The organism is Halorubrum vacuolatum (genome assembly GCF_900188065.1).
In the GTDB taxonomy this organism is placed as follows: Archaea; Halobacteriota; Halobacteria; order Halobacteriales; family Haloferacaceae; genus Halorubrum; species Halorubrum vacuolatum.
The window spans coordinates 59,998-83,934 of the sequence record NZ_FZNQ01000006.1 but is presented as its reverse complement, the minus strand read 5'-3'; the positions used below and the strand labels follow the sequence as shown (position 1 = coordinate 83,934).

The following is a 23,937-nucleotide window of genomic DNA, read 5'->3' as shown; positions in this document are numbered from 1 at the left end:
ATACTTGTATTGGATGTCCTTCTTGACAAATATCAACTGAAAACCCCAAATGATTCAATTATTTTTTGACACGATTCGTACGATAGAGCTATTCGCTAATTTACTAACCACTCCAGTTTGATGATGACTACCGATAATTGCGACCGCATTACCAGATTTTGCTTGTGCGTACTGTTCAATATCAAGTGCCATCTTAGCATCCCGACCGTATAGAGTAGAAGCGAGATAAAGAAGCAGTAGAGACACGGGTGTAAGTAGAGACACGCTCATCGATCCGATCCATATGTACGACAGCATCGAACTCAACAAAGCTACGTAGTTTGAGAGTGGCCAAAACCATGGGGACTCGTTAATTATCGGAAAAAAGCTATGATCTATTTCAATAACATCTGCATCAAACTCATCTACTATGTCCCTTCGCAACTCACCATCCCCTTTCCCAGTTAATTTGGTATAATAATTCATAGCTTTCAGAGCAAATAAGCAAATAGGAACAATCAGCGGAGCTCTTAGCCCACTAATGAGCTTTGTAACAGAAGACTCATTTTTTGTGACTGACTCAATAAAGACCGTATCCACGTGATCAAAAGTCTGTTTAGTTAGTTCAAATCGGGCGCTCGAATCTTTGATGTGTACACCACCCAGAAGGAGCAGATTCAACTCACTATCAGACATGTGTATCGATCAAATAGTAAGTGTGATCAATTTAATATTTGTTTTTTTCGGGGATCCAGATGCCAGTAAGTAATGTCATCAGGTTCCTCGCTTAGTGTGGATCCGTCTGCCGAACACCCATCGATACCAACTCATCTTTCAGAATTCTCTCGTCAATACCGGTAGTAGAAAGGTCGGTTGCCTGCGCGAGATGCTTCACTAATCCACAATTTGGTCCCTCAGGCGTCTCGCTTGGACAGATACGACCCCAGTGCGTAGCATGCAGATCACGTGCATCAAAGTGCGGCCTCCCGCGTGATAGCGGGCTCTGCACTCGTCTGAGTTGGCTGAGCAGACTTGGCATATTCGTCCGATCAACAAACTGCGAGACACCGGATCGGCCGCCTACCCAGTTCCCTGTCGCAAGGGCAGCTTCCAGACGGTTCCCGATCAGATCAGATTGGATCAGATTCGGTATCGACAGTTTCCGGTTCCGTTTGTAAGTTCGCTCAATTTGATATTTTAGATCTCGACCAAATCGGTTTAGAACCGCACGGAATTGTTCCCTCATCAAGTCGCCTGCTACTCGTAGCCTCTGGTTTTTGTAGTGATCTTTGTCCTCGGGCTCTTTTCGGCCAAGATATAAATTGAGGCAGGCCTCGGCCATCCGACAGAGGTGAATGGCCTTGGAATATCGGACTCTTGCTTGTTGATCTCTGGATTCCGTGAGGTGTGGGAGAAGCCGTTGGTCAAAGACTTCGAGAGCTTTCTCCCTCTGTTGCTCTGCAGACTGCTTCGGTGCGAGGTTTGAGCCTATTTTCACCAAAGCAGCATCTCTATCTCTCGCTTGTCGGGTTTCAAGAGAGCTAAACAATATTCGAATGATTTTCTCATCGTCAGAAAAGTGCTGGTAAATATCGTCATCTGTCTCCATACCCAACGCACAGACAGCTGTAGTGAATGAGACCATCCCGGAAACACCCGGAAAGGACACGGCCAGCTGGTCGTTCTTGTCGTAAACAACCCGGGTGATATTCCTATATCCCCGTCGGCGCGAATACGTCGTTGCTTCTGGAATCTTAGTTCCGGATCGCTGAGCAAAGGCGGTCAGAATTCGGTTGGAGGCAAGGTCCTCCGTACTAATCAAAACGCGCTCATTACCGTTCACAATAAAGTACCCACCGGGGTCAAGCGGATCCTCGTTCTTATTTATACGCTCCGATGGGGATAAGCCGGCTAGGTTGCAACTATGAGAACGGACCATAATCGGTAACTTCCCGACTTTTACCTCCTGCCGTTTGAAAATAGATTTTGGTTCTTGATTACCACCTATGATTAATTGAATGGTTAGAAACATCGGTGCAGCATAGGTAAGATTCCGATGCCTAGCTTCCTGAGGATATAGTGTAGTTACCTTTCCGTCGCTCTCTCGGAATTGAGGTGACTCCACCCGAATTTCAGTTATCTTAGCTACGAGAGGCTCTTCATGTGATTCGTTGCCAGAGGTAGCGTCAGTATCTTGATTTCCTATACTCGTATGAATCGGCCCCTTCTGCTTTACAACCGTCTGTAGACCAGCCTCTAAAAACCGATTGAATGAATGGAGATGGTGTGCGGCAACGTTTTGCCGACTGAGATATGCCTGAGCGAGCCTCTGACGTTTTTCACGATGCATTAGATATGTGGAGTGATATTGAGGCTTTAGGTATCTATTTCTACCTCCGAGAGTACCTCATTCATCAACTCTTGACGTACATCGTCGGATTCACCAAGAATGGCTGCATGACAAGCATCATATATCTCATTATCAGGTGGAACAGCATATTTTTTGTCGTCACTTTCTGCGGTCAGCAACTGGGCGATCAGCTTTCCATAATTAGTCTTCTTTATTCCAAATTGCCCGTCCACAATTACTGGGCGTAGGTCCCATGGTGACTCGCGGCCACACAAATCAGTCATTAGCTTACTAACTTGGTGCTTTTTTGTGTCAACAGAACCTACGATATCGTCATTATCCTCAACGGACTCGGTGGTGTGGATGGCCCAGAAGACTTGGATCGCTTCGCCACCCCTATAATTATGATGTACGAGGGAGTCGATATCCTGTATTAACTGGTCAGCTAGCCTTTCTGCTTTTTTTAACTCGTGATTAGCCGTTGTTTGGTCTACTACACCCTCTATTACGGGTGATGTGGCAGGGAAATCTGCTGTTACGAGCATTTCCTCTGCATACTCAAATACTGTTGGAGTAAGAGTGAGATTAGATTCCTCTAAACGGTTCCGTAGCTCGATATCCTCGTCCTGCACGATATCTTCCTTGGTAAAACTATCATCAACCTGACGGAGAACGTCAGCAAGGCCCTTGCTTGTATCTGATGATGGCATCTCGAAGATGTCTGCTTTCAGGCCCTCCTCAGGAAGCACTTTCAATAATTTCTGAGATGACTCAGCCCTCCAATCCTCACTCAGCCATCCACCTCTTAGCCCGATCAAAAACCCAAGCGCGGCCATTTCTGAATCGAACTGTGGTGCCGTTGCGGAGTAGAGGAGTCGACAGACATGGCCCAAATGCATTGCCATAGACATGTAATCCATAGTTTCCTGAGAAGCCCCAACTATCCCGAGTGGAGGATCGTAGAGATTGTCATTACGGTTAAGATCGCTAAGCTGATCCCAACCTACCGGCCAATTTTCTTTATTCAAATAGCCTTGTTCATAGAGGATGCAAATATCTTCAATTAGATACTGCAGACGTTTATCGAGCTGTATCGCTGTATCTTGTATCTCTTTTTCTAGATTTTTTGGGTTACGATCCCCAATGTCGCCATCAAGAAGATGTGCCAACTGTAATGCGGAAAGGTTGTACTGACGGCAATCCAGTCGATCTGTGGCATCCATAGTTCTGTCTAAAATCACAGTTTCAGGCTCTCTTTATATACCTTCGTTCGAGATGGAGTCTTTTATTGGAGGTCTTAAGTCAATCTACTAAATGTAAATTTACCGATAGGTCGAGGGACCCCGCTCCCGTTTTCCTTCGCGGCAATGAAAGCCATCGATACCAAGACTGGCAAGACCAGTCGAAACGAGCCGCAGAGTCGAACAGACACGCAAGCAGATACAGACACCGTGGGGTGGTGCCGATGAGCGGAGCCTCAATTGGTGATCTGGATGAAGACGAGATTTTTGAGTTACTCCGCTCTAAGCTGGGACCGAATCTCAAGCCCTGTACGCCTAAGCAGGGTCTTGAGCGTTATTTAGACGCGAGACGTCCAGAGCTGACGGAGAAGACCCTCGAAACTTACGCATCCAAATTAGGTCGAATCTTGGACTTTTTGGAACAAGAGGAGATCGACGATTTGCGAGACCTTGACGGTCGCTTGATCAACGACATCGCCACGTGGCGGCGGTACGAATCGTGCGAGCGAGTCAGTGAGCTATCAAACAAGACGATGCGTGATGAGATGTATCGGCTTCGAAGCTGGCTCTCCTATCTCGAAGATATTGAGGCCGTCAAACCCGGACTGAGCGACTCGGTACCAGTCCCGGAGCTCTCAGCAGGTGATGGCGTACGAGACGTGGATCTGGATCCTGAGCGAGTTCGGCTCACCCTCAGCTATCTGGAGAAATATGAGTATGCCACGCTCGCACACGTAGTATGGGTGCTCGGCGTGCGTACAGGGCGGCGCACCGGGTGCCTAGTCGCCTTAGATGTAGATGACGCTCACTTAGATACTGATGAGCCATATCTTGAGTTTCACCATCGGCCAGATCAAGGCACGAGACTGAAAAACGGGACCAAGAGCGCAGGTCACGTAGCTATCTCGAAGGGTGACGCTGAGGTTGTCACTGATTATATCGAGACGACCCGACCGGACGTAACAGATGACTGTGACCGAGAGCCTCTTTTAGCGACGAGGCATGGTCGGGTCTCAAAATCTACCATCCGTCGGTACATCTACCAGTGGAGCCGACCGTGCGTGATCGGTGCTGGTTGTCCGCATGATCGTGATCCTGATTCTTGCTCGGCTGCACAGTCGATGGACCACGCCTCGAAATGCCCATCGAGCCGCTCACCCCACGCACTCAAACATGGATTCATTACTGAGGGCCGCCGGCGTGGTATACCACTCGATGTACTGAGCGAACGCTGCGATGTTAGCGAAGATACCATACGCAAGCACTACGATGAAACGACAGAAGAAGAGCGGTGCCGTGCTCGCCGGCGAATTTTGGACCGTGTTGCTGATGAGAGTGGAGGTGGTTATCTATGATCGCGGGCTGGTTAGACGATTTACGAGCCCGTTTTGCGACGGCCGCAGAGCACCCCGGTTGGCCCAATATACTTATAAAAGGTCGGATACGACAAGCCTTGGCTTTCCGTATCAGGCGTTATATAAGTAATCTTGGCCAGAGCTTACATAGGCGAACGAGTATCTTCCTTCCTCTCGTCGCAGTCATTACTCTCCTGTCCCAGTCTTCACAGACGAATCTGTACGAATTCTCGGATTCTCCACCTGTAACTGATTCACAAAAACAGGGTGGAGAAGGAATTCTAATGTATCGTCGTGTAAGTACAGATGAACAAAAAGAGAACGGTCGATCTCTCGATTCACAGAAAGAAGAACTCACAGCAGTTCTTAACAACCGAGCAGACGCAAGGCTCATAGAGGATATTACAGATGAAGGTAGATCTGGGACCGATTTCAACCGAGACGGCATACAAAAAGTTGGTCGGCTTGCTCAGCGTGACGATGTAACCCATCTATTGGTAGACACCATAGATCGAATCGGCAGAACCGTTCCTGAGACGCTGATGTTCATCACCCAACTTCGGAATGATTACGATGTAAAGTTGTTGTGTCGAAACAAAGAACTAGATCTGAAAGTTCCGGAAGATCGACTACAGGCCATCATGCAAGCGACGATGGCCGAATTTAGCACGATGACCCGCACGAGGTCTGCAGTTAGATCTGCCGCTGATGGATTTTTGGAGAAAAGAGTATGGAGAGCATGGTTTCGCCATCATATCCCTCTCGGGTATAAACCGATGGGTGAATGGATTGAGCCGATAGATGAGTGGAAACCTATCATCAAAAAAATCTTTAAGGTATTCAAACAGAAGCGTGGATACGAAGCTACAGCACGTGAAATTAATAAGATATTCAAAAAAGAGCTTCAGGAGATATCTAATCTTGAGGATTTTGTAGATTCAAATAAATATGTTGTGGCGAGTCCGGATGACAACGAAGGTAATGAAGATGCAAAAAATAGTACTGATACGAAAACGAGGGTTAAATTTACTCCACAACTGGTAGATGACAAACTAACTGGAAAGGATATTAAGTCAATCGTGACTAACCCTGTATACAAGGGCTCACCGACACTACGAATTGATTATCTTCAGCATCATCCCGAAAACCCACATCATGAAGACAAGCAGCTAGCTATGATATCAGCTGATAAGTTCGATGAGGTACAAGAAGTGGTTGCTCAGATAAATGAAAAGTACAGCGCCAAGAGATCCAGATCAGAGACAGAAAAGGAATATGTCGATCAATTTTCACCATATATCATTGAATCGGCTAGTCCGTTGATACGGTTGCAATGTCCTTCCTGTGATGAGATGTTGATAAGTAACGGACGATACTATCTTGAGGGATATACACAGCGCTCATATATGTGCACTAATAGTGATTGTGAGTTTGGTGAGCGGCGGTGGCCAAACAAAAGTGAACTCGATATGATGAAGATGCTGGAAAAAATTGGCGACTTTAAAGACGTTATTTAATAATTTCAGCTAATCCGACAAGTACATACTTAATGGCATATTTGTCTTACTTCACACATATATATTAGACAACTCCAAGCGGAATACATGTGACTTGCGTTCCTCGATTAGGTCTTTTTGGCTCTGTTGAAATCCTTCAAAGCTGATACGATCTCGGTGCTGAATACAACGCGCATATAAAACAGTCGGTTATCATTGCTTGCGCCAGTGATGCCGAAAGGATGCTTGTGCACGAGCAGTCGTCCGTTTGCTGTGCCATATCCAGTGTCAGAGAGGTATACAGGAGCGGAATTTATAATTTGAGAGCAGACGAGTGAGACACGATGGCCGACCCAGAGGGAACGTGCGACTATGTTGCACGGAAAGAAGATCCGTCGAACTGGCACGGTGACGATCCCGACGACTGGTTGCTGGACAACCATCAGCATAGGCGGGGGCTGGAACAGGAGGTCTGGGAGTGTCCACACGAGTCACTCGACGGTGAGGAGTACTGCGCGTTCCACACCAGCCCCGAGGACATGCCCGACGACGTGGACGAGGGCGAACGGTTCGTCGAGGTTGTCAACGAAGTGAGTGCTGTCGACAACGAGGAGGCGGCGCGCCGTCATAAAGAGTTCGTCGGCGCGACGTTCGGAGCGTTTGACATCGAGAATGAGACGCTAGATGCTGGTGACGAACATCCTATTCGACTCGACCACGCGACATTCGCGCACGGACTGAACGCCGAAAACGCCGTTTTCGAACACGACGTGCTCGCAAGGCAGGCGCGGTTCGAAACTGGCGAAGAGGAAGTGATCGCTGAGCTCGGGTGGATTTCATTTCGTCATGCGGAGTTCAGAGAGGGTACAGTGTCGTTCTGGGGTGCGGAGTTCGGAGAAGGTACGGTGTCGTTCGCGGATTCGGAGTTCGGGGAGGGCGAGGTGTCCTTCTGGGGTGCGGAGTTCGGGAGGGGCAAGGTGTCGTTCTCTGATGCGACGTTCGGGGGAAGTAATGTGGTGTTCAGCAGGGCGGCGTTCGGGGAAGGTAGGGTGTCGTTCAATAGTGCGGAATTCGGCGGGGGTAGGATTACGTTCAATAATGCGGAGTTCGGGGAGGGCGTGGTGTCGTTCGTGGGTTCGGAGTTCGGGGAAGGTAGGGTGTTGTTCGATAGTGCGACTTTCGGGGAAGGTATGGTGTTGTTCGATACTGCGGCATTCGGAGAGGGTAGGATTTCGTTCGAAGGTGCGACGGTCGCCGCTCCCCTCTCGTTTCTGAACACGCGGTTCGATGTCGCGTCCAGTGTAGTTCTCACCGACGTAAACTTCCGGGACGACGTTGCGTTTGGATTCGGTATTGGGGCGGTGCCTGCTGGCAATGCCGATAAGAACGTATATGAACACTCGCTGGACTTTTCAGGTGCGACGTTCCGCCGTGCGTTGGAGTTTCGCGGTGGGGTCGACTCGACCACTCGGATCGAACAATCCGACCAAGAAGAGCAACAGTTCGACTTCGTGTTCGCGGGTGATGTGGATTTTAGCGACGTGACTTTCCAAGATGGAATCGACTTCAGCAACACCCGCTTCCCGTCGGACGCCAAGTTCACCGACGCCACACTCGAAGGCGCGGACTTCGAGCATGCCGACGTAACGGGCACTGAGAACATCTCGACGGCCTCATTTGACGGCACGAACCTCACCGGTGCGAACTTCAGCCGCGCGGAACTCGCTGGCGCGTCGTTTGAGCGTGCACGCCTCAATCGCGCGGAACTCCTCTGGGCGAATCTCGCTGGGGCGAAACTCTACGGCGCGCTGCTGGGCGACGCCCGCATCAACCGCGAGACAGACTTCTGGCTGGACGGGGACGACAACCGCCGCGACCCCGATGGCTCTCCGGTCCCGGTGCGTGTACTCCGGCGCGTCAAAATGGCCTTCCGCGATCAGGAGCCCTACTGCTCCTATGACCCGCGCTACCGTGGGAGCGACGGATCGGTTAGTCTGGAGAAAGCCGGCGAGGTGTACGGTACGCTGGAAAATCTCGCCCGCAACAACAGCCTGCCGGGGCTGGCAAGCGAGTGCTTCCTCGGGCGCAAAGATGTGCAATTAAGGAAGTACTGGCGCGACGGCGAGACGATGATGACCGTCCGCTCGTTTGTACCGACCCTCGTTGCGCGGTACGGTGAGAGTCCCGCCCGCGTGCTGGGGACTGGCGCGGTCACCGTTCTGGCCTTTGGCCTCGTTTATTATGCGTTCGGCCTTGTTGAGCACGCAAACTCTGGGTATGAGGCGACACTGTTTGAGAGTCTCTATTTCAGCGGGCTGACGTTCACGACGCTGGGCTACGGCGACTTCGCTCCAGTCAACCAGTGGGGTCAGGTTCTCGCCGTGTTTGAAACTTCAATAGGTGTCGTCCTACTCGCCATCCTCGTGTTCGTATTCGGTCGGCGGGCAACGCGGTGAACTGCTCCGCCGGTTGGTTGTATTGGATGGCGAACCCAAGAAGCTGCTGAGTAGAACCTCTATATGCAGCACGGCCACGAATACATATCACTTTCTAAGGATTTCAACAGAGCCTTGTACCCTAAACTCGCTATTTATATATTCTCTATTTAGATGAGATATTATAACGACGTGGTATCGATCAAAAAGCTTCTGTCTCTTTAGTTCTATTCTGCAACATCAGACAGAAATACCACCTAATCCATAATTTCCATAGTTGAATACCTTACCGCGGAGCAGTGATTGAATAAGCCGCAGTCGATATTATATGAACTATGAAAGATACTGCGGTAGCACGTCCCAAACCTGTGCATCAATATCTATCGTGCCCGGTCGCACGAGTGATCCAAGACGCGTTGCCATCGTGCTCGGATCGAACTGTCCAACTTGGATTGGTCCGACTCGTTTGAGATATCGTTCTAACCGGTCAGGATGGAGATCGGAAGTTGTTACCACTACTAGCATTACTGCATAGCCCTCGTCAAAGAGCGTCCGTAACCGACGCTGCAGGCCAAGATCTGTGTTTTTGTATATCACCTCTATTGCTACTCTTGCAGGGTCGGACAGCAGATCGGTTATCACAAAATCAGACTTGTTACCGACACGTCTTTCGAGGTCAACCCTAGCTATCTTCGAGCCGTGTGGGAACAAATTATACACCTTCTTTGCCACCATCTCCTGTGCAACTCGATGGGCCGTTGAGATGTTTCCCTCGGCTACGCACGGTTCCGAGTGATTCTGGTGGTGGAAAGAATCAAAACGACCGGTACTACATGGGTCGAACGTAAGCGGCTCATCACAGAACAGGCAACGAAATTGATCGCTACCACTATCTGTGTGTTTCATAACCTCATCACCTGAAATCGCAATGTCACGATGTATGTCGCGAGCAACGTACATCACGCCTCACCTCGCTGTAGGATTGACTCACACCGATCTGCGACCGCTGTAATAACCGCCTGAGTGAAATCGGGGTCGTTGTTTCCTCCTACGTGCTGATAAACATCTGATAAGAAGCTGATGTCCTGATATAAATCAGCAACATCAGCTCGAAGAACATCTGCCTCTGCGAGACTGTCTAACTCTGGTTTTGAATCATCAGCCTGTGGTGCGGCTGGTACTTTCGTCTGCGCGTCTTCGTGAGCATCATCGTCATCAGTATCAATAACAGACTCTGGCGTTGGAACTCCTCGCAGACCCGTGGGATTATCGACAGGCGATCCCCACAGACTCTGCTGACCATTATCATTAGCTTCCTCGGTGTCTGTATCTGCTACTTCCTCGACCGCCACGTCGAATTCAATCGGGAGTTCGTCAACGAGTCCGGCAGTCGTCAGTTCCCTTTTGCTCTCGACAGACAGCTCCGACTTTATCCGCTCAGAAACATCACCTGACTCTTCGATGGATCTAATTATACCGGGTGCACGTTCGTAAACTTGCGCGGGATACGACGATGCACAGCCTACTCTGTCAGAGATTTTCGCTTTTGGCTCGGACGGCAACAACGTGCGGGCGATAATGATAGCCTGCTGCTTGGCTGTTAGAGCTTCGAGTGATTCAACTTGTTCACTGAGCTCGCGTGGATGGTAGAAGTCACGCACCACGCGGCGGATCGTGGAGTATGACGGTACATCAATGCCTTTCTCATCAAATTCTTTGATGACCAGATCTTCGATCTCAGCATAATTTTTGTATGGATGCTGAGTAGCGATCTTGATTATGTGCTTGTGATGTTCGGGGTACTCATCAGGGACCTGATCAAGCGAGAAGCTGCCGACTGCGATCTCATCGGGTTGTCGTGACACCGTGCCAATTACCTCATCGTCGTCTGCGATAATCTCAATGTAGCTCTCTGGCATGAGCCCATTTTGATTTTGATGAGTATCATCGTCCGAACGAGTAATGTGGACGCGAGCAGCAATCTCGCTATCATAGACCGCCTCACATAGCGGGCACTGGTATCGATAGTCGTCTGGATCATCAATATCCACTGGCTCAGCTGTTGGTTGATTAGCTGTATCTCCTGCGGCTCGTGTCGTAGTCTGCTGGGGTTGGCTCATAGCCATTTGGATAGTGGTGCTACATACATTTACTCAGGCGCAAGTTGATCTTTCCAAAACATTCACCCAAACGGCATGTAATCTCATTTACTTCTCATGCAAATCTAATGCAGATGCGAAATAATCACTCTTACCGGACAGCATTCGCCAAACTCTCGGACTTAGAAGACGGGTGAGAGGTGACTTCCCGAAAAGTCGGGAATGCACGCCTTTGGCAACTAGCATCCACCAAATAATCACATAGGAAATACCTGCCTTCATTTATTTTGGGGAACCCGACCTGCGCTCCATACCCATTTTTGATTGCTATCCAACGAGTGAGCATCCACGCTGGCCGTCACTTCTCACATAGTAGAGCGAGCGAGAGATGCGTCCGGCATAGGAGAGGCAAGGCACGCGAGTCAATGGTTCTTGCGGAGGTAGCTCACGTCAGTAAAGTCCAGAAAAGTCAGTCCTCAATATACGCACAAGCTCGGGCCTTCACGAAACATTTCGCTTCACCTATAGGTGTACTGAAATTCGTGCTAACTACATCGCCGTAGACATTCATTCGCTCTTCTATTTGGTCCCACAAACTCTTTGGAAACATAAAGCAGTCCGATTTGAAAAAGACGATAGCCCAGTCATAATCCGATAACTGATCTATTTTTTTAATTGGGGAGGGGGAAATGATTGCGGCATACCAGTCATCTCCTTCCATTGTCATCGACAATCCCCCACCTCCTAAAGAAATGAACTGAGTATGTCCTACAACAGTCACTTCATGTTCATTAGATATTGACTGAATGGGTGTTTTGCTTTCATCAACTTTATTCTGGAAGTCTGACCAGAGCTGTGTGTCCCATCCTGCAGATAAACTGAGTCCTAATGCTCCTGCACCCAGACTGTTCAAAGTCTTTCCTTGTTTCCGGGTGAGAAAATCCCAGTCGCAGTAAAGTGGTGTGTCGTTATCAAATTCAATTGCTCCCCAGTCAAATCCTTCTTCAAACCAACTTTTCTCTTCTGCCCAGACCTCGCCCCGTCGCTCAACAGTATGCGTGACCGATTGTATAGTCTCCTGACTTAAACTGTCATTTTCATCATATTCTTCATCGTCAGACGGTGGTGGGCCGCCGTAGTGCCGGTCAACCGGTTTAACTTTTTCACCGTATGCATCGGTATCCGATGACCTCTTATCAGTATCCTCTTTTGGGATATTAACCTGTGGTGCCTCTCCTAACTCCGAGTCGATTGAAGAAAAATAAGATAAACCGATTGAATGCGTATTAAATCCGTGTTCATTCACCTTTCTTTCAGTAAATTTAGACAGATTCTGAATTAACGGTGAGTTATCACTCTGTACACTATTTTCAATTTTCTCTTGTGAGGCAGTTATAGGATATATTCCAGCAACCCGATCTTTGGGAATCTCAAAATACCTGTCCCAAAGGAGACTGATTAGTTCAATTTCATCACCAGACCAATGAGATTCATGACATTTTCCGAACAACGTGTCCCCGTTGCAGAGAATGAGTATAATCCCGGGCCAATCTGTATCAAGTTTTTGAATTTGTTTATTAGGTCGTGGCATTGCTTAGCCATAGGATAGTAATTGGAATCAATCTAGTGGATGGGTGGTTGGACATAGTGCCGCTTCAATTGTGAATCGCTAGGTTCATCCGATACAGCGTCTCTTGGTTGATTGTAGCAGATCAGGTTTGAAGCAGCATTAGTTCGGATTCGAGTTCTTCATCCTCCCACTCGGAGATTTTGATCTAACGGGATTGTGAACATTCTCGTGGACGGAATTATATACGTTCTCAATGAATACGGAATCTCATGAGTAGAGGGTCTATCAAGAAGGATGAATTAGACAGATTGTTTCATTTCCGAGATAACATTAATCCAGAGGAGCTTCCGTTGTACCCAGTTTATGATCCTGATTATGATGGTGAAGAGTATCGGGATTGGGGTGATGAATCTGATTGGTATATTTGGGCGGTACAGGATGACGAATTAACCCGCCTTCGTGGATGGCCGTCAGAAAACATCTATTTTGGCACAGAAGCAACTTCGTGGAGAGATGTCCATTCAAAATTCTTTGAATTTTATATACAGTGTGCTATGTTCAGAGATACATCAACGCTCGTCAATATGTTACTTTCCGATTTACGCCATCTTTCGAGTAGTATGGCGCAGATTGGATTATTTGATTACTTGATTCAAGAAGGGAATTCGAACTCGACACATTTTATCAAAACTGAAATTGAATATATTCTTACTACTTGTAGGAGTATGTATGAGACGTTGCAGAAGGTAATCCGCAACACTTGGGATCGAGTTGAATTGCAGGATGGTGGGGGTACTAATACGTTGTCTAAAAAATTCTCATCGATGGCGTTGCATGGAGATGATCCAGTTGAAGTAGACCAATTAACAGAAGATTATGGAATACCAGAGGAATTTGCGGAGTACTATGTTGATGCCGCAGAACCGTTCGCAAAAATACGCGATGCGAGAGATTCAATAGTTCACCACGGGAAGACAGTTGGGCCAATTTTCAGATCATCTTCCGGATTGGGCGTGAGTACAGATGATCCAGTGTTACATTATTTTGAAAATGAATGGGATAGTGAACACATATCAGAAAATAAAGTAGCACCTCTTTGGCCCGTATTAGCGTATATAATTCGCGAATCTATTAGGGCGATGAATAAATTTGTGGATTCAATAACCGATCTGGTGAAGTTCCCAGAACAGATGGCCCCAGAACATATTGTTTTCATACGTGGAGAGTCCATCGAATATCTAGCAAATTTAAATTACTTGATGGAAACTGATCCGTGGGGAGTCTATTTGCGTGAAGATGCCCGTCAACTGTATATAGATGATGAGAGGCAACTGGTCGATCAATCTCCTGTTTAGAACATTCTTAGGGAATAAATAATCCCCCAGATTTATTTGCTGGTCCAGCGTTTTTCGCAAGAAAAATTAAACACCAATTTTAGAAGGGTGTCAGAACGAACAGGAAGGTCTGAGCTAGTATCTTATAGAAAGAGATGAATCAAAAGAAGAGGCTCAAATTAGATCAATTCTTATCAAAGAAGTTAAAGACTCTGAATACAGAATTATGCGACTCAGATGGCCCCTCTCTCCATTTTTTGATTAGATCATACAATTCTATCCCAGTCAACCCAGCACCTGCGGTTGAACTTAACATAGATATTAGAATATCTTGATGAGTTACTCCTACGACAATTGGGATACTTTGGAATACAACCCGGATAGATTGTTTACCTAATTGGTCTCGATATTCAACCCTCTCTTGGTGAATTGTTACATACTCTTTCTGGGCCTGTTCAGAAGCAACCTCTACGATCTCGTGTATTTCGCTTGCATCATCCACCTCTTCAATTTCTCTAATTGTCTCATGAATCCACTCACGGAATCCATGAATATCTTCAGACAGCTCACTCAATTGTTCCGGGTCTGGATCTTTCAAGCACCAAAGCTCGGGATTGCTGTTTTTTGGAGATGACCCAATTAAGTTCGGAAGTAAATCAAATACTTGGTTGTTTTCAAACTCTGATAGCGTATTTCTATAAAATTCCTCATCTTCAAATATCTCTTCTGTGCTAACTGCGTTCTGGTCTACGCTAATTTTTGCTATTTCTTCCCCCATACTGCTTTTTGCTAATTTAGGAAGCTTACGCTCTATAGTGGGAACATCCGTCAAGGGTTGACAATCCAATAAAACTGAGGCATAAAGAGGTGAAGCAAACAGACGTTCTTGAGGCCCTAACCCCATATGATGTTCCTCAATTTGATCATCCCAATACCTAGGACTTGGCACTATCGACACTCGTCCTTCTTCTATAAGTGGCTTCCACTTTATAATCTCATTTATAACCGGTTTAATTCTCATTAGTTTCTTCGCTGGAGTAGTTCGCGTCTGTAGTTGTCGAAAAATCAAATCTTGCAAGACAACGTGGTCGGCATATAATGGAGAGTATTCCAGAGTTTCAGTAAGTCTATCAGAATTGCCAAAGTGAAATACAATATTTTGGTCACTATTTCTTAATGAATTTAATGCTCCTCGTTGCCACACCGAAAAATGAGTGTATAGCCTTCGAGAAAGTTCTTCAACACGAGCCTCTGGAACAGGACGAATAGATTCGGATTCACCAAGGTGTAAGACATCTTCGATTATCTCCACATATTTTAGGCTGAATTTGTGGTGATCAATATTCATTCTCCATAGTCGAACCATCAAGCCGATTCGACAAAGATGTTGTTCTCTGTTATATTCTCGTCAGAACTGAGAACCTCAAGAGGGGTAATCACCACCACATCTTCAGCTATATTTTAGTACCCGCGGTCGCTTGCCGGCGGTATGACAGCCCCCGGCGACGACGGCCAGAACGCCTCCGAGGAAGACGGGGCGGAACGGCCGACGTGGCCGGACGAGCCCGAGGACTGGGAACCGCCTGCGATTCTCGGCATAGAAGGCGAGTACGGCGACATCTTCGAGGAGTTCGACAGCTACGCCGAGTATCAGAGCTACCGCGAGGAGCTGGAAGAGCGCGTCATCGAGGTGTCGCTGGCCGAACTCATCTTCGAGGGGCTGCCCGACGGGTGGTGTGAGAGTGCCGACCCGACGCCCCACGAACTACTCGGTGAGCAGATCGGACAGATCGACGTAGAGGGGAAGTATCTCGACTTCGAGGCGACCCCCAATTCTCGGGCAAACTTTCTACCGGAGAGGCGTTCCGGTTGTACATCTTTGACGAGCTCTCAACGCTCCCGCAGCTCCGCATCGCCAACCGGTTCAACCGAAAATCGTTCCGTGAGCGGCTGGCTGTCTACAAACCGGTGAGCCAGCCGACAATCAACCGCATCGAGGATCGTGTTCAGCCTGAAGCAGAGGCCTATATCAAGGCTGAGCGTGAATTGCTTGCCGACCGTCTCAGGGCCCACGGGATGGACACCGACGCCCTCGGGCTTCCAGACCCGGATCCGACCCCGGACGGGAGCGGCCCGCCCAAGGTCGTAGAGATCGGCTACCAGATGGACAGTCGATCCAGCAGTTCGTCCGCTTCGACCGCGACGCAAGCACGACCTACCGGAAGGACGAACTGCTGTCGATCCTCGCGGCCGCCGGGAAAGACGGCATTTTTCCGAACGAGGCAGCGGAGAATCTGGCGCTCAAGCCGTTCTACTACGAACGCCCGGTTCCGGACAGCCAAGACCTGTTTCACCACGTCTACCCCATCCAGCAGCGCGAGGTCGAACGGATGTTCATCGCCGCGAACGAGGCCCTGATTGACCTCGCAGAGCTGTACCACGACTCCAGAGAGTCCGTCGACGTGGCGGCGGACATCACGGATTGGCCGTGGTACGGCACCATCGACCCTGACGACCGTCCCGGCTGGGTGCAGGGGACGAAACCGGGCCGCAACTACGCCTACTCGTGGAAATTCGCCACGCTCTCGGTTGTCGATTCCCCTGCTCTATTGAAAATGCGGTGCGGGAGCGGGATCATAGTCTTTTGGCGAGCCTCTTGAGGTTGTTGAGGGCGAACGAGAGGATGATCTCACGGAACTTTCGTTACCATAACTGCGAACGCAGGGCGGAGTCCTGCGTTCGCTTGACCATTGAGTAGGATGTTTCTGACATCTACCGCTGTGTGTAGCCTTTTGACCGGATCAGCGCGTTGTTTGCTGCTGCTTTCGGAGTCGATCCACGGTACTGAATGAGGTAGTCCACATTTAATGCGGCCATTTCGTATTCTGAGTACCAATCTTGGAATCCGTTATCAGCAGCGACGGCCAGCAGGTAGCCCGCGTTCCGGCGGACGACCCGCGGGCCAGCCTTCGTATCATACTCACGCCCGATACAGCAGTGCACGTCCAGCACCGCCAGCGACTCTGTATCGGTTAATGTCGTTGCTTTGACCGTCTCTACTTTCCGTCCTTTCCGCTGACAGTAGTACTGGGACGCGTTAGATCGCTCGAAGAACGTGCTGTCGAGTGCAACGTAACCAGATTGCGGGTGTTGCTGCGCTGAAACGCGCAGCAACGCCCGCCAAACATGCATCGCGTATCGATCAAACGAGTGGTAGAACGTGGTTGGATCGGGGGGAGCATCCGAGCTGATCCCAAGACAATCACACACGTCTGGCATGAGGCTAAGCCGATCAACGAGTTCGGCATAGCTGTGGCCCTCTTCCTTGCAAATAACGTGCGCGACATATGCGCCTCGCGGGCAGGCCCGCCTGAGACGGGCTTGCCCGCTCGCTTCCCTAACGATTGTTTAGCTACGCGTAGTGCTGTCTTAGCGAGGTCGAGCAAGACGACTCCCATTACCGTCTTCTCGACCTCGTTTTCCTAAACTCATTACGGCGTGATCGCGTTGCCGTCTTCCATTTTCAATAGAGCAGCAGAATAGGGAATGGCATTCGAAAATAAATACCCTTGATTATTTGGCTCTGTTGAAATCCTTCAGATCTGATACGAACTGCGTGCTGCATCTACCGAGCGAATGTGGCACGGGATGAACGTTACCTCTCAGGTTAATCTCCCTAATCAGTACAGGCTTTCACTATCGGCTCACGTCGGGGTTAACTACTCAGTACACGCCAAGGAAATCTTATTATTTTTGCAACTAAATAATATGTCATGCCACGGCCAGCCGCTGTTATCACATCCTCTAATAACCTCGTTAGAATTGGGGCTTACGATGGCTATATACTTGAGTTGAGACCTGAACCGGATCTAAGGGATGAGGTGACTCTAGCGCTTGATGACAATTTTGAGAGGGTCGGAGAATATCTGGATGATGAGATTTATATACGATTTTCATCGTTGCGTATGTCGGATCTGCCCGAAAGAGTTGAGGAGAAGTGGAGTGGTAACCATCCAGCTCTGGTAGTGTTTGAAGATCATCCCGGTTACTTAGCCAAAGCAGAAGAGAAAGTAGACAAGAACACGAGGAAAAATATTTTTTACCGAAAATTGTCGGAATCTGATTGTATATTATTTGAACTTAATGGCATTTCAAATTCTACCGAAGTCACAAAAATTCTCCAGATAGTATGTAACCACGTACAAGAAGAAGAATTTATGAATGACCTCTCGTGGGAGAAGAGAAAGATATGTCTCAGGCGGGCAGTAGAGCAGGCCGATGGTATCGGAGGATTTACCATTTCTGTCCTTTCTCTGCGATCATGATTAGGAAGATAGTTGGAGTTTTCTAATATAATTAACATAGACTACTCTTGTGAAATATCCCGTGTAAATAGCGTCCTGTTTTATCGGATCCTCAATCCAAAATTTGCGCGGTCTGTCGTACAGCTCTCAGGATATCGTCTGAAGCTGGTAGAGCTCATCGTAATCAATACGCCGTCTTCAGTGGCCAGCTAGTTCAGCATAGATTGGTCGTAAGCAACCAGCCACCTTGCTGAACTCACCCTCTATATTCAGCACAACGCCCGAAACCTATCATCGCTCAAGGATTTCAACAGAGCCGTTTCCGTGACTCTTGTTAAAGATGATCTGATGACTCTCCAGTAGATCTACTTGTTTACTGAAAGGGTTGGCCCTCGATAGCTACCCCTGCGGTTGTTCCCACAGAAGCAAATTTAAGTAAAACGGGTGAATCAACCCTGTGAATGACTGATTGCGAGATTATTATCAAAGGCGAGTTGCATAGCTCGAAGGGTGATCTCGCCCACGAACGAGAGCTTCTGGTTGAGGGTGTCGACCATCTTATTCTGGAAGGCCCAGAGAATGAAGCTGAGTATTCTCTGACCCAACAGTGGTACGCCTTTGTAATGATGCTCACTAACTACCTGTTCTTTCGAATTCTCCAAACCGACAGTTCTGTCCTTGAAGATATCACCAAAGCGCAAGATGGCGAAGTTGTGAAAACCCGTAAATCGGATGCTTCAGTCCTCGAAAACTCTCACAGCCTTGCAAGGGTTGCTGCCGCGATTATGTTTCTGGGATTATTTTCTATCTCTGCATTCTATGGAATATTAGGCAACCACCTCCTCGGGGTCCCACTTTTGCTCGGGAGTGCACTTGTTCCATTATTGTTTCTCCGTTTTCATGAATCTGCTAGGACTAATAATAGTCGGAACGAACTGATGGCGGAATTGATCACTGATGCAGCTAAGGATGGAGGACGGGTCGTAGCAGTAGTAGGCGACAATCACGCGGAGCCTATCATCCAACATCTACCCGGTTGGATTGACCCGGTGCGAGAGAAGCCCGTCTATTCGAGCACTTCGTGGAGGCATCTCAAAGACGTATCCTATCCAATATTTCTCTGCATTAGCGCCCTCTGGGTTTTCTACTCGTTGTTTGTCGCGTATGTCGAGTTCGTTTGGTCGCTGTCAATATAGATGTCTCTATCTTTCTGATCTATTAGTCAATTAAAACATGTTGTGGCCGACTCATACTGTATGATTTTCAACTGGTGGTTAGTAGGTATGGAATAAAAGGGCGCGTAACCATTCTATGGCACGCTCAGGGTGCCCTATGTGCACTTGTATCGGTGACAAAGCGTGAAACCGGAAAACTATCAAGAGTGAGCGTGAAGATGGGATACCGGGCTGGTAGGAAATTAAATTCTGTTTCTTTTCTATGTCAGTTAATAATATATACTGGTGAGAATATTCAACTACCATGACAGGCGCTGAAGTAATGGGAGCTCTTGTTACGTTGTACAGTGTGATATTGGGGATTCTCGCGTATGTGTTAAAGAATTATGATGCAGAAGGTCTCGGGAAATATGTTGCTGTAATTTGTTCTGCGATAGCGGGAATGACTATATTAATGACTATGTATACAACTCTGGAAGGAGCCAATCAGACTATATTCATATTTGATCAACTTGAGCTTTTCGCACTTACTAGTGCTCTAATGATATTGACAATTTGGAGTCTCCTGTTGGTGTTCATTCAGGATAATGTAGAGGACGACGAATTAGATGACGAGATCGTGGAGGAAGCAGCTGACGAGATCGTGGAGGAAGCAGCTGACGAGATCGTGGAGGAAGCAGCTGACAACGTTAGAAATTAGCGTTCTTTTGTAGGAAATTGTTGATACTGAAGAGGACACCGACACCGCGTTAGCGGTGTTCGACGCAGATGATTCCGCTAGATGTGCTTGAGTTAGAATCGGTCGCAGCGGTCCTGCTCCAACTAGAGGCTTTTCTGACTGCTGATTTTGATTATTTCAACAAGCAGTATACGTCAAAAGGACGGACAGTGATTGCTCAAACAGGAGCGTATCCTGAGTCACAAAAAGTCATCCAAGTGGCTAAATCAAAAGATCAAGTAGTGGTTGGGTTCCGCAGCGCCAGAGGGGGCAAGAACATCGGTCGGGCGAAATACCCTATGATGGCAGCATGTGAATCCGAAGAGTTCTTTGGAAAGATACTGGATGAGACAGAGAAGGAGCATTTGCTGGTTGATCGCGGTATTACTGTTTTTACTGAAGAAAACTAGTGCTGCTTCAAGCCTGATCAGCTACAATCAACTAAGAGACTCTGTAGCCGACGAACCTAGCGATTCACAGTTGAAGCGGCACTAGCTTTTAGCCGAGCTAATCAGGTATCACCCATCTATTGACTACCCTTGGTCCGTGTATCCGTCACAGATGATTTGATCGTTCACTGCGTGAGACCGATAGAGCGGAATATCTACTTGTTGTCATCGAAAACTCGCAGCAACTGCACGGCATCATCGAGATCCTGCCCTGTGGCTACAGTCTGCCGATCTGAGTCATACTCGATAATGTTGGCCCTATCTAGCGTTGGGAGATGAGTATCTACAAGCGTCATGTACACGCTACGGTACGGATCGCCTGTCGCTGCCTCAATACGGATATCTTGTTCTGCTGCTGTAATTTGTCGCGCTAATGAGCGCACAGACATGGGCTCATCATCAGATTCACTCGCAGCAAGTATTTGAATAACGCAGCATCGTCGTGTCGCTGAGAGACAGTTATACAGGCGCGAAATGCGCTCGGGATACGCGTGCTGTGGATGCTGCCATGCCTTTTGGCTCATCAGCGTTCACCTCCGTCAGGATAGATCGCAGGGTGTAATTCATCTCGAACAGCTAGCTGTTCCCGCAACGCAGCGATATGCTTCTCACACGTTGAATCACGCCAACGCTGATCTTTGTGATGCATCGAGTCCGTCACGGTCTGAGTTAGGTATGTCCGCAATACCTCTTTCTCGTCGTACAGTGGGTTTACGAGCCGTGTGTTCACATGGCCATGTGCTGGGAGAGACACATCTCGTGAGTCCAGATAGCGAATAGCCTCGACAATCAATCCGATGTCTGCTGGTTGTGGCGTGTCGACTGCTATCTCCCACAAGTGTCTCTTAGTTGGTCGGGAAGTAACCAGCTGCTGTGATAAACGTGCATCGCCGCCGAACAAATCGTGGATGAGGCAGCCAGCAGGATTTTCAACACCAGCGCAGGAACTCGCGTCGTGATAGCCATCAGACGGTCGCGTAAAGGCTCCATGCCGTTTATGAGGGCGACAAACTGTTTGTCCCCCGATCTGCATCACACGTTCGCATCCGTAGCGTAGCCACTGTCTCAGACCATCTCTGCCGACATGCAGTGTGACTCTCTCCTCTCCATTCTGTCGAGGCGTCCGGTTGATGTTGTGGTCTGTGGTCTCGATAACGGCGTACAGGTGTGCAGCGACCGAAGACGTAGAGGTAATAGCATCCACAATCGCTGTTCGCTGTTTGATGATTGAATGGCGTTCCGTATCGACGAGGTCGCGTGTTTCGGTCATTATTGATCTGTTTCTTCATTTTCATGTTGTTTCTTCTCGGATAGGCATCCATAGCTCGGAGGAGGAATACCTGCAGTCCAGTGAGCGCTCATAAGCTATCACCGATTGATCCCTCTCGGTAGTCCCGGTACATCTCACGTACGCGGGTGATAGCGCGCTCTTTGCGGCTGTCGGCCATCGGTGACCTCTTCGCATCTTCATCCTCGACAAACCGCCGACGGATGGCCGTGACCTCCTCAAATATCTCTGTCTTGATGATTTGGTATTCTTGAACATGCTTCGAAATCTCGCCAACTTCGTACTGGCCTGTATATATCTCGTTCCGGAGCACGTCGCCGACCGCACGTGGTGTCCAGTCCCCACCTTGCTTGGTCTGGATACCTCTGCTGTTCAGATCCGCTGCTACGTCAGGCATCGATCTGGCCTTGATATACATTTCAAAAATATCTCTCACCAATTCCGCCTCTTCCTCGATAATCTGTAGACGTCCGTCGTTGTCGATCTTGTATCCAAGTGGCGCAGAGGCATTGGGCCAGCATGCCTCAGATGCAAGTGCATCAAGCCCTATCTGGGTGCGTTGGCGGATCATATCCCTCTCAAATTCGGCGGCACTCGCCAGATTCCTAAAATTAAATCTCCCAGTTGCAGAGGTCGTATCGATCTGTTCAGTCACTGAATACAGATACACACCATGCTGCCGGAGTTCTGATTCCAGCTGGACTGCGTGTAAAAGGCTTCTAGAAAACCGATCTAGCTTCCAAAAGACGATCACGTCAAATACTCGCTTCTCGGCGGCGCTAAGCATCCGTTTAAACATCGGTCGGTCAGTATCTTTGCCACTCTCGGCACCGTCTCGATACACGAACAGCACGTCCCAGCCGAGCAATCTACATCGGCTAAGACACCGACTCACTTGCTCATCGAGTGAGTATCCGTACTTCTGGCTTGTCGATGAGGTGCGCGCATACACTGCTGCTCGTAGTTCATCGGGATCATCCTGCTCAGCGACTCGGGTCCGGACTTGATCTCGATCAAACATCGTCAGCCACCTCTCGTAGGTCGCTTACCCGCTGACGGATCGTTTCTGTAGATAATCCGACGACCTCGGCAACCTCCTTTTGAGTGTGCTCTTGTTCAACGAGATAGACGCTGGCAGCAGCGACTCCCGCGGGATCCTTCCCGACAAATTGTGTATCCTCTCCAACAGCGTCTAGTAGTTCTGCTGCAGGATCCTGATCGTCAGTCTCACCCGATAGCTGTCCACGAATAAATGCCAAGTAATCTGATGGGCTTAGAAGTTGCAAATCGACATCTAGAGCGTCACAAACAGCAATGTAACAGCGGTTGTATTTTGTTTCGTCAACTTGCTCGCTCTGAGTGAGCCGACTCATTGGGATGGGATGGCCTGTGCGTCGTGAGGCAATGCACAACGCCACGGCGACCACACATGCGGTGACTCGCCCGTCAGTGACTCCAGACCGAAAAGCATCACAATAGACATCAACCGCTGCATCACGGAGATCGTTCGAGAGATCGAGATCATCGCCTAGAGTCTCTAATATTTCAATAGCCTGCATCAGCCGTTTTTCAGTGGCATTGTGTATGTGACACGCCGAGCGCCACTCTCTATTATTTGACCGGCGGAGTACGCCGTCTGCAATTTCCCAGTCAAGGGAGACAGAATCGTGATCAACCACAAATCCACAGGCCTCACAGATTCCGCCTATGTCGTCGATGGTTCGATCAATTTGTTCCGAACTGCACGCAGGGCACTGGCGACAGGCCTGTGATTCTGACGACATATTACACTACCCCTTCGTATCCTCGCTTATCCGGATAGTTAGACCAGCTACCGCGGCGTAGACGGATAGGGTATATCGGGTTCTCAGTCGATCTCATCAGTGACCGTGCCATGTCTATGACATCGTGATTAATAGTTCTTTTGTAAGAACAAATGATAGTTCCCACAAGAGAATAAAGTGCTATCACGAAACGTACCAGCAGATAACATGATGAGTGATGGCCCGGGTCGCCGCCCAGAAGTGACGGACGAAGAGATACTCGCGGTGTTTAAATCGTCATCAGAACCTGTCTTGACGACTAGCGAAGTAGCAGCGGAATTTGATATTACTCACCGAGGGCTACGGAATCGACTAGAAAAT

General features: G+C 48.6%; 20 protein-coding genes and 1 pseudogene. 10 read left to right on the top strand and 11 right to left on the bottom strand.

What is annotated here, in order from left to right; translation table 11 throughout:
- Positions 1 to 54: 54 nt before the first annotated feature.
- From CHB65_RS16870 to CHB65_RS07725, 3 genes are all read right to left on the bottom strand, one after another.
- The gene (locus tag CHB65_RS16870) at positions 55 to 675 is read right to left on the bottom strand and encodes a hypothetical protein (protein ID WP_143420375.1); all 621 of its coding nucleotides are present in this window, start codon (positions 673 to 675) and stop codon (positions 55 to 57) included.
- Between the two features lie 91 nt (positions 676 to 766).
- Positions 767 to 2,329, bottom strand: a complete 1,563-nt coding sequence (locus CHB65_RS07730) for a DNA-directed RNA polymerase subunit B'' (RefSeq protein WP_089384486.1) — start codon at positions 2,327 to 2,329, stop codon at positions 767 to 769.
- Positions 2,330 to 2,355: 26 nt separating this feature from the next.
- A complete protein-coding gene (locus CHB65_RS07725) occupies positions 2,356 to 3,570 on the bottom strand; it encodes a hypothetical protein (protein WP_218818925.1) in 1,215 nt (404 codons plus the stop codon).
- Between the two features lie 224 nt (positions 3,571 to 3,794).
- Between CHB65_RS07725 and CHB65_RS07720 the strand changes: the two genes are divergently transcribed.
- The 3 genes from CHB65_RS07720 to CHB65_RS07710 all read left to right on the top strand — a co-directional run bounded on the left by CHB65_RS07720 (position 3,795) and on the right by CHB65_RS07710 (position 8,877).
- A complete protein-coding gene (locus CHB65_RS07720; RefSeq protein WP_089384484.1) occupies positions 3,795 to 4,925 on the top strand; it encodes a tyrosine-type recombinase/integrase in 1,131 nt (376 codons plus the stop codon).
- Between the two features lie 284 nt (positions 4,926 to 5,209).
- Positions 5,210 to 6,442: a recombinase family protein gene (locus CHB65_RS07715; protein WP_179213611.1), complete on the top strand. Its 1,233-nt coding sequence runs from the start codon at positions 5,210 to 5,212 to the stop codon at positions 6,440 to 6,442.
- 323 nt (positions 6,443 to 6,765) lie between these two features.
- Entirely contained in the window at positions 6,766 to 8,877 is a 2,112-nt protein-coding gene (locus CHB65_RS07710) for a pentapeptide repeat-containing protein (RefSeq protein WP_089384482.1), read from the top strand.
- Between the two features lie 312 nt (positions 8,878 to 9,189).
- Here the strand turns inward: CHB65_RS07710 and CHB65_RS16865 are convergent, their stop codons facing one another.
- The 3 genes from CHB65_RS16865 to CHB65_RS16860 form a co-directional block, all read right to left on the bottom strand.
- Entirely contained in the window at positions 9,190 to 9,591 is a 402-nt protein-coding gene (locus CHB65_RS16865) for a hypothetical protein (protein WP_143420374.1), read from the bottom strand.
- Positions 9,592 to 9,815: 224 nt separating this feature from the next.
- On the bottom strand, positions 9,816 to 10,976 hold the full coding sequence (locus tag CHB65_RS07705) for a hypothetical protein (protein ID WP_143420373.1): 1,161 nt from the start codon (positions 10,974 to 10,976) through the stop codon (positions 9,816 to 9,818).
- 448 nt (positions 10,977 to 11,424) lie between these two features.
- The gene (locus CHB65_RS16860) at positions 11,425 to 12,546 is read right to left on the bottom strand and encodes a hypothetical protein (protein ID WP_143420372.1); all 1,122 of its coding nucleotides are present in this window, start codon (positions 12,544 to 12,546) and stop codon (positions 11,425 to 11,427) included.
- Positions 12,547 to 12,794: 248 nt separating this feature from the next.
- Between CHB65_RS16860 and CHB65_RS16855 the strand changes: the two genes are divergently transcribed.
- Entirely contained in the window at positions 12,795 to 13,880 is a 1,086-nt protein-coding gene (locus CHB65_RS16855; RefSeq protein WP_143420371.1) for a hypothetical protein, read from the top strand.
- A 163-nt stretch (positions 13,881 to 14,043) separates the two neighbouring features.
- Here CHB65_RS16855 and CHB65_RS16850 read toward each other — a convergent pair whose 3' ends face one another.
- On the bottom strand, positions 14,044 to 15,207 hold the full coding sequence (locus CHB65_RS16850; protein ID WP_143420370.1) for a hypothetical protein: 1,164 nt from the start codon (positions 15,205 to 15,207) through the stop codon (positions 14,044 to 14,046).
- A 141-nt stretch (positions 15,208 to 15,348) separates the two neighbouring features.
- On the opposite strand from CHB65_RS16850, the gene CHB65_RS07690 reads away from it, so the two are divergent.
- Together CHB65_RS07690 and CHB65_RS16845 are read left to right on the top strand one after the other, a co-directional pair.
- The gene (locus tag CHB65_RS07690; RefSeq protein WP_089384478.1) at positions 15,349 to 15,831 is read left to right on the top strand and encodes a hypothetical protein; all 483 of its coding nucleotides are present in this window, start codon (positions 15,349 to 15,351) and stop codon (positions 15,829 to 15,831) included.
- 418 nt (positions 15,832 to 16,249) lie between these two features.
- Complete coding sequence (locus CHB65_RS16845) at positions 16,250 to 16,519, top strand: hypothetical protein (protein WP_143420369.1); 270 nt, start codon at positions 16,250 to 16,252, stop codon at positions 16,517 to 16,519.
- On the opposite strand, the pseudogene CHB65_RS07680 reads toward CHB65_RS16845, so the two are convergent.
- A pseudogene (locus CHB65_RS07680) lies at positions 16,494 to 17,317 on the bottom strand (transposase). The gene CHB65_RS16845 and the pseudogene CHB65_RS07680 sit on opposite strands and share 26 nt — an antisense overlap.
- A gap of 315 nt (positions 17,318 to 17,632) precedes the next feature.
- On the opposite strand from CHB65_RS07680, the gene CHB65_RS16840 reads away from it, so the two are divergent.
- The 4 genes from CHB65_RS16840 (at position 17,633) to CHB65_RS07665 (ending at position 20,466) form a co-directional block, all read left to right on the top strand.
- The gene (locus CHB65_RS16840; protein WP_143420368.1) at positions 17,633 to 18,184 is read left to right on the top strand and encodes a hypothetical protein; all 552 of its coding nucleotides are present in this window, start codon (positions 17,633 to 17,635) and stop codon (positions 18,182 to 18,184) included.
- A 440-nt stretch (positions 18,185 to 18,624) separates the two neighbouring features.
- Positions 18,625 to 19,359 (top strand): hypothetical protein, encoded by a 735-nt coding sequence (locus tag CHB65_RS07675; protein WP_089384476.1) that lies wholly within the window; start codon positions 18,625 to 18,627, stop codon positions 19,357 to 19,359.
- A gap of 283 nt (positions 19,360 to 19,642) precedes the next feature.
- Positions 19,643 to 20,038: a hypothetical protein gene (locus CHB65_RS07670; protein ID WP_089384475.1), complete on the top strand. Its 396-nt coding sequence runs from the start codon at positions 19,643 to 19,645 to the stop codon at positions 20,036 to 20,038.
- A gap of 68 nt (positions 20,039 to 20,106) precedes the next feature.
- Entirely contained in the window at positions 20,107 to 20,466 is a 360-nt protein-coding gene (locus tag CHB65_RS07665; protein WP_089384474.1) for a hypothetical protein, read from the top strand.
- 194 nt (positions 20,467 to 20,660) lie between these two features.
- Here CHB65_RS07665 and CHB65_RS16835 read toward each other — a convergent pair whose 3' ends face one another.
- The 3 genes from CHB65_RS16835 to CHB65_RS07650 form a co-directional block, all read right to left on the bottom strand.
- Positions 20,661 to 21,029, bottom strand: coding sequence for a DUF7344 domain-containing protein (locus CHB65_RS16835; RefSeq protein WP_143420367.1), 369 nt, complete (start codon positions 21,027 to 21,029; stop codon positions 20,661 to 20,663).
- Positions 21,030 to 21,863: 834 nt separating this feature from the next.
- Positions 21,864 to 22,814, bottom strand: coding sequence for a recombinase family protein (locus tag CHB65_RS07655; protein WP_089384472.1), 951 nt, complete (start codon positions 22,812 to 22,814; stop codon positions 21,864 to 21,866).
- The gene (locus CHB65_RS07650; protein ID WP_179213610.1) at positions 22,807 to 23,472 is read right to left on the bottom strand and encodes a sigma factor-like helix-turn-helix DNA-binding protein; all 666 of its coding nucleotides are present in this window, start codon (positions 23,470 to 23,472) and stop codon (positions 22,807 to 22,809) included. Before CHB65_RS07650 ends, CHB65_RS07655 begins: the two co-directional genes overlap by 8 nt.
- Between the last annotated feature and the right edge of the window lie 465 nt (positions 23,473 to 23,937).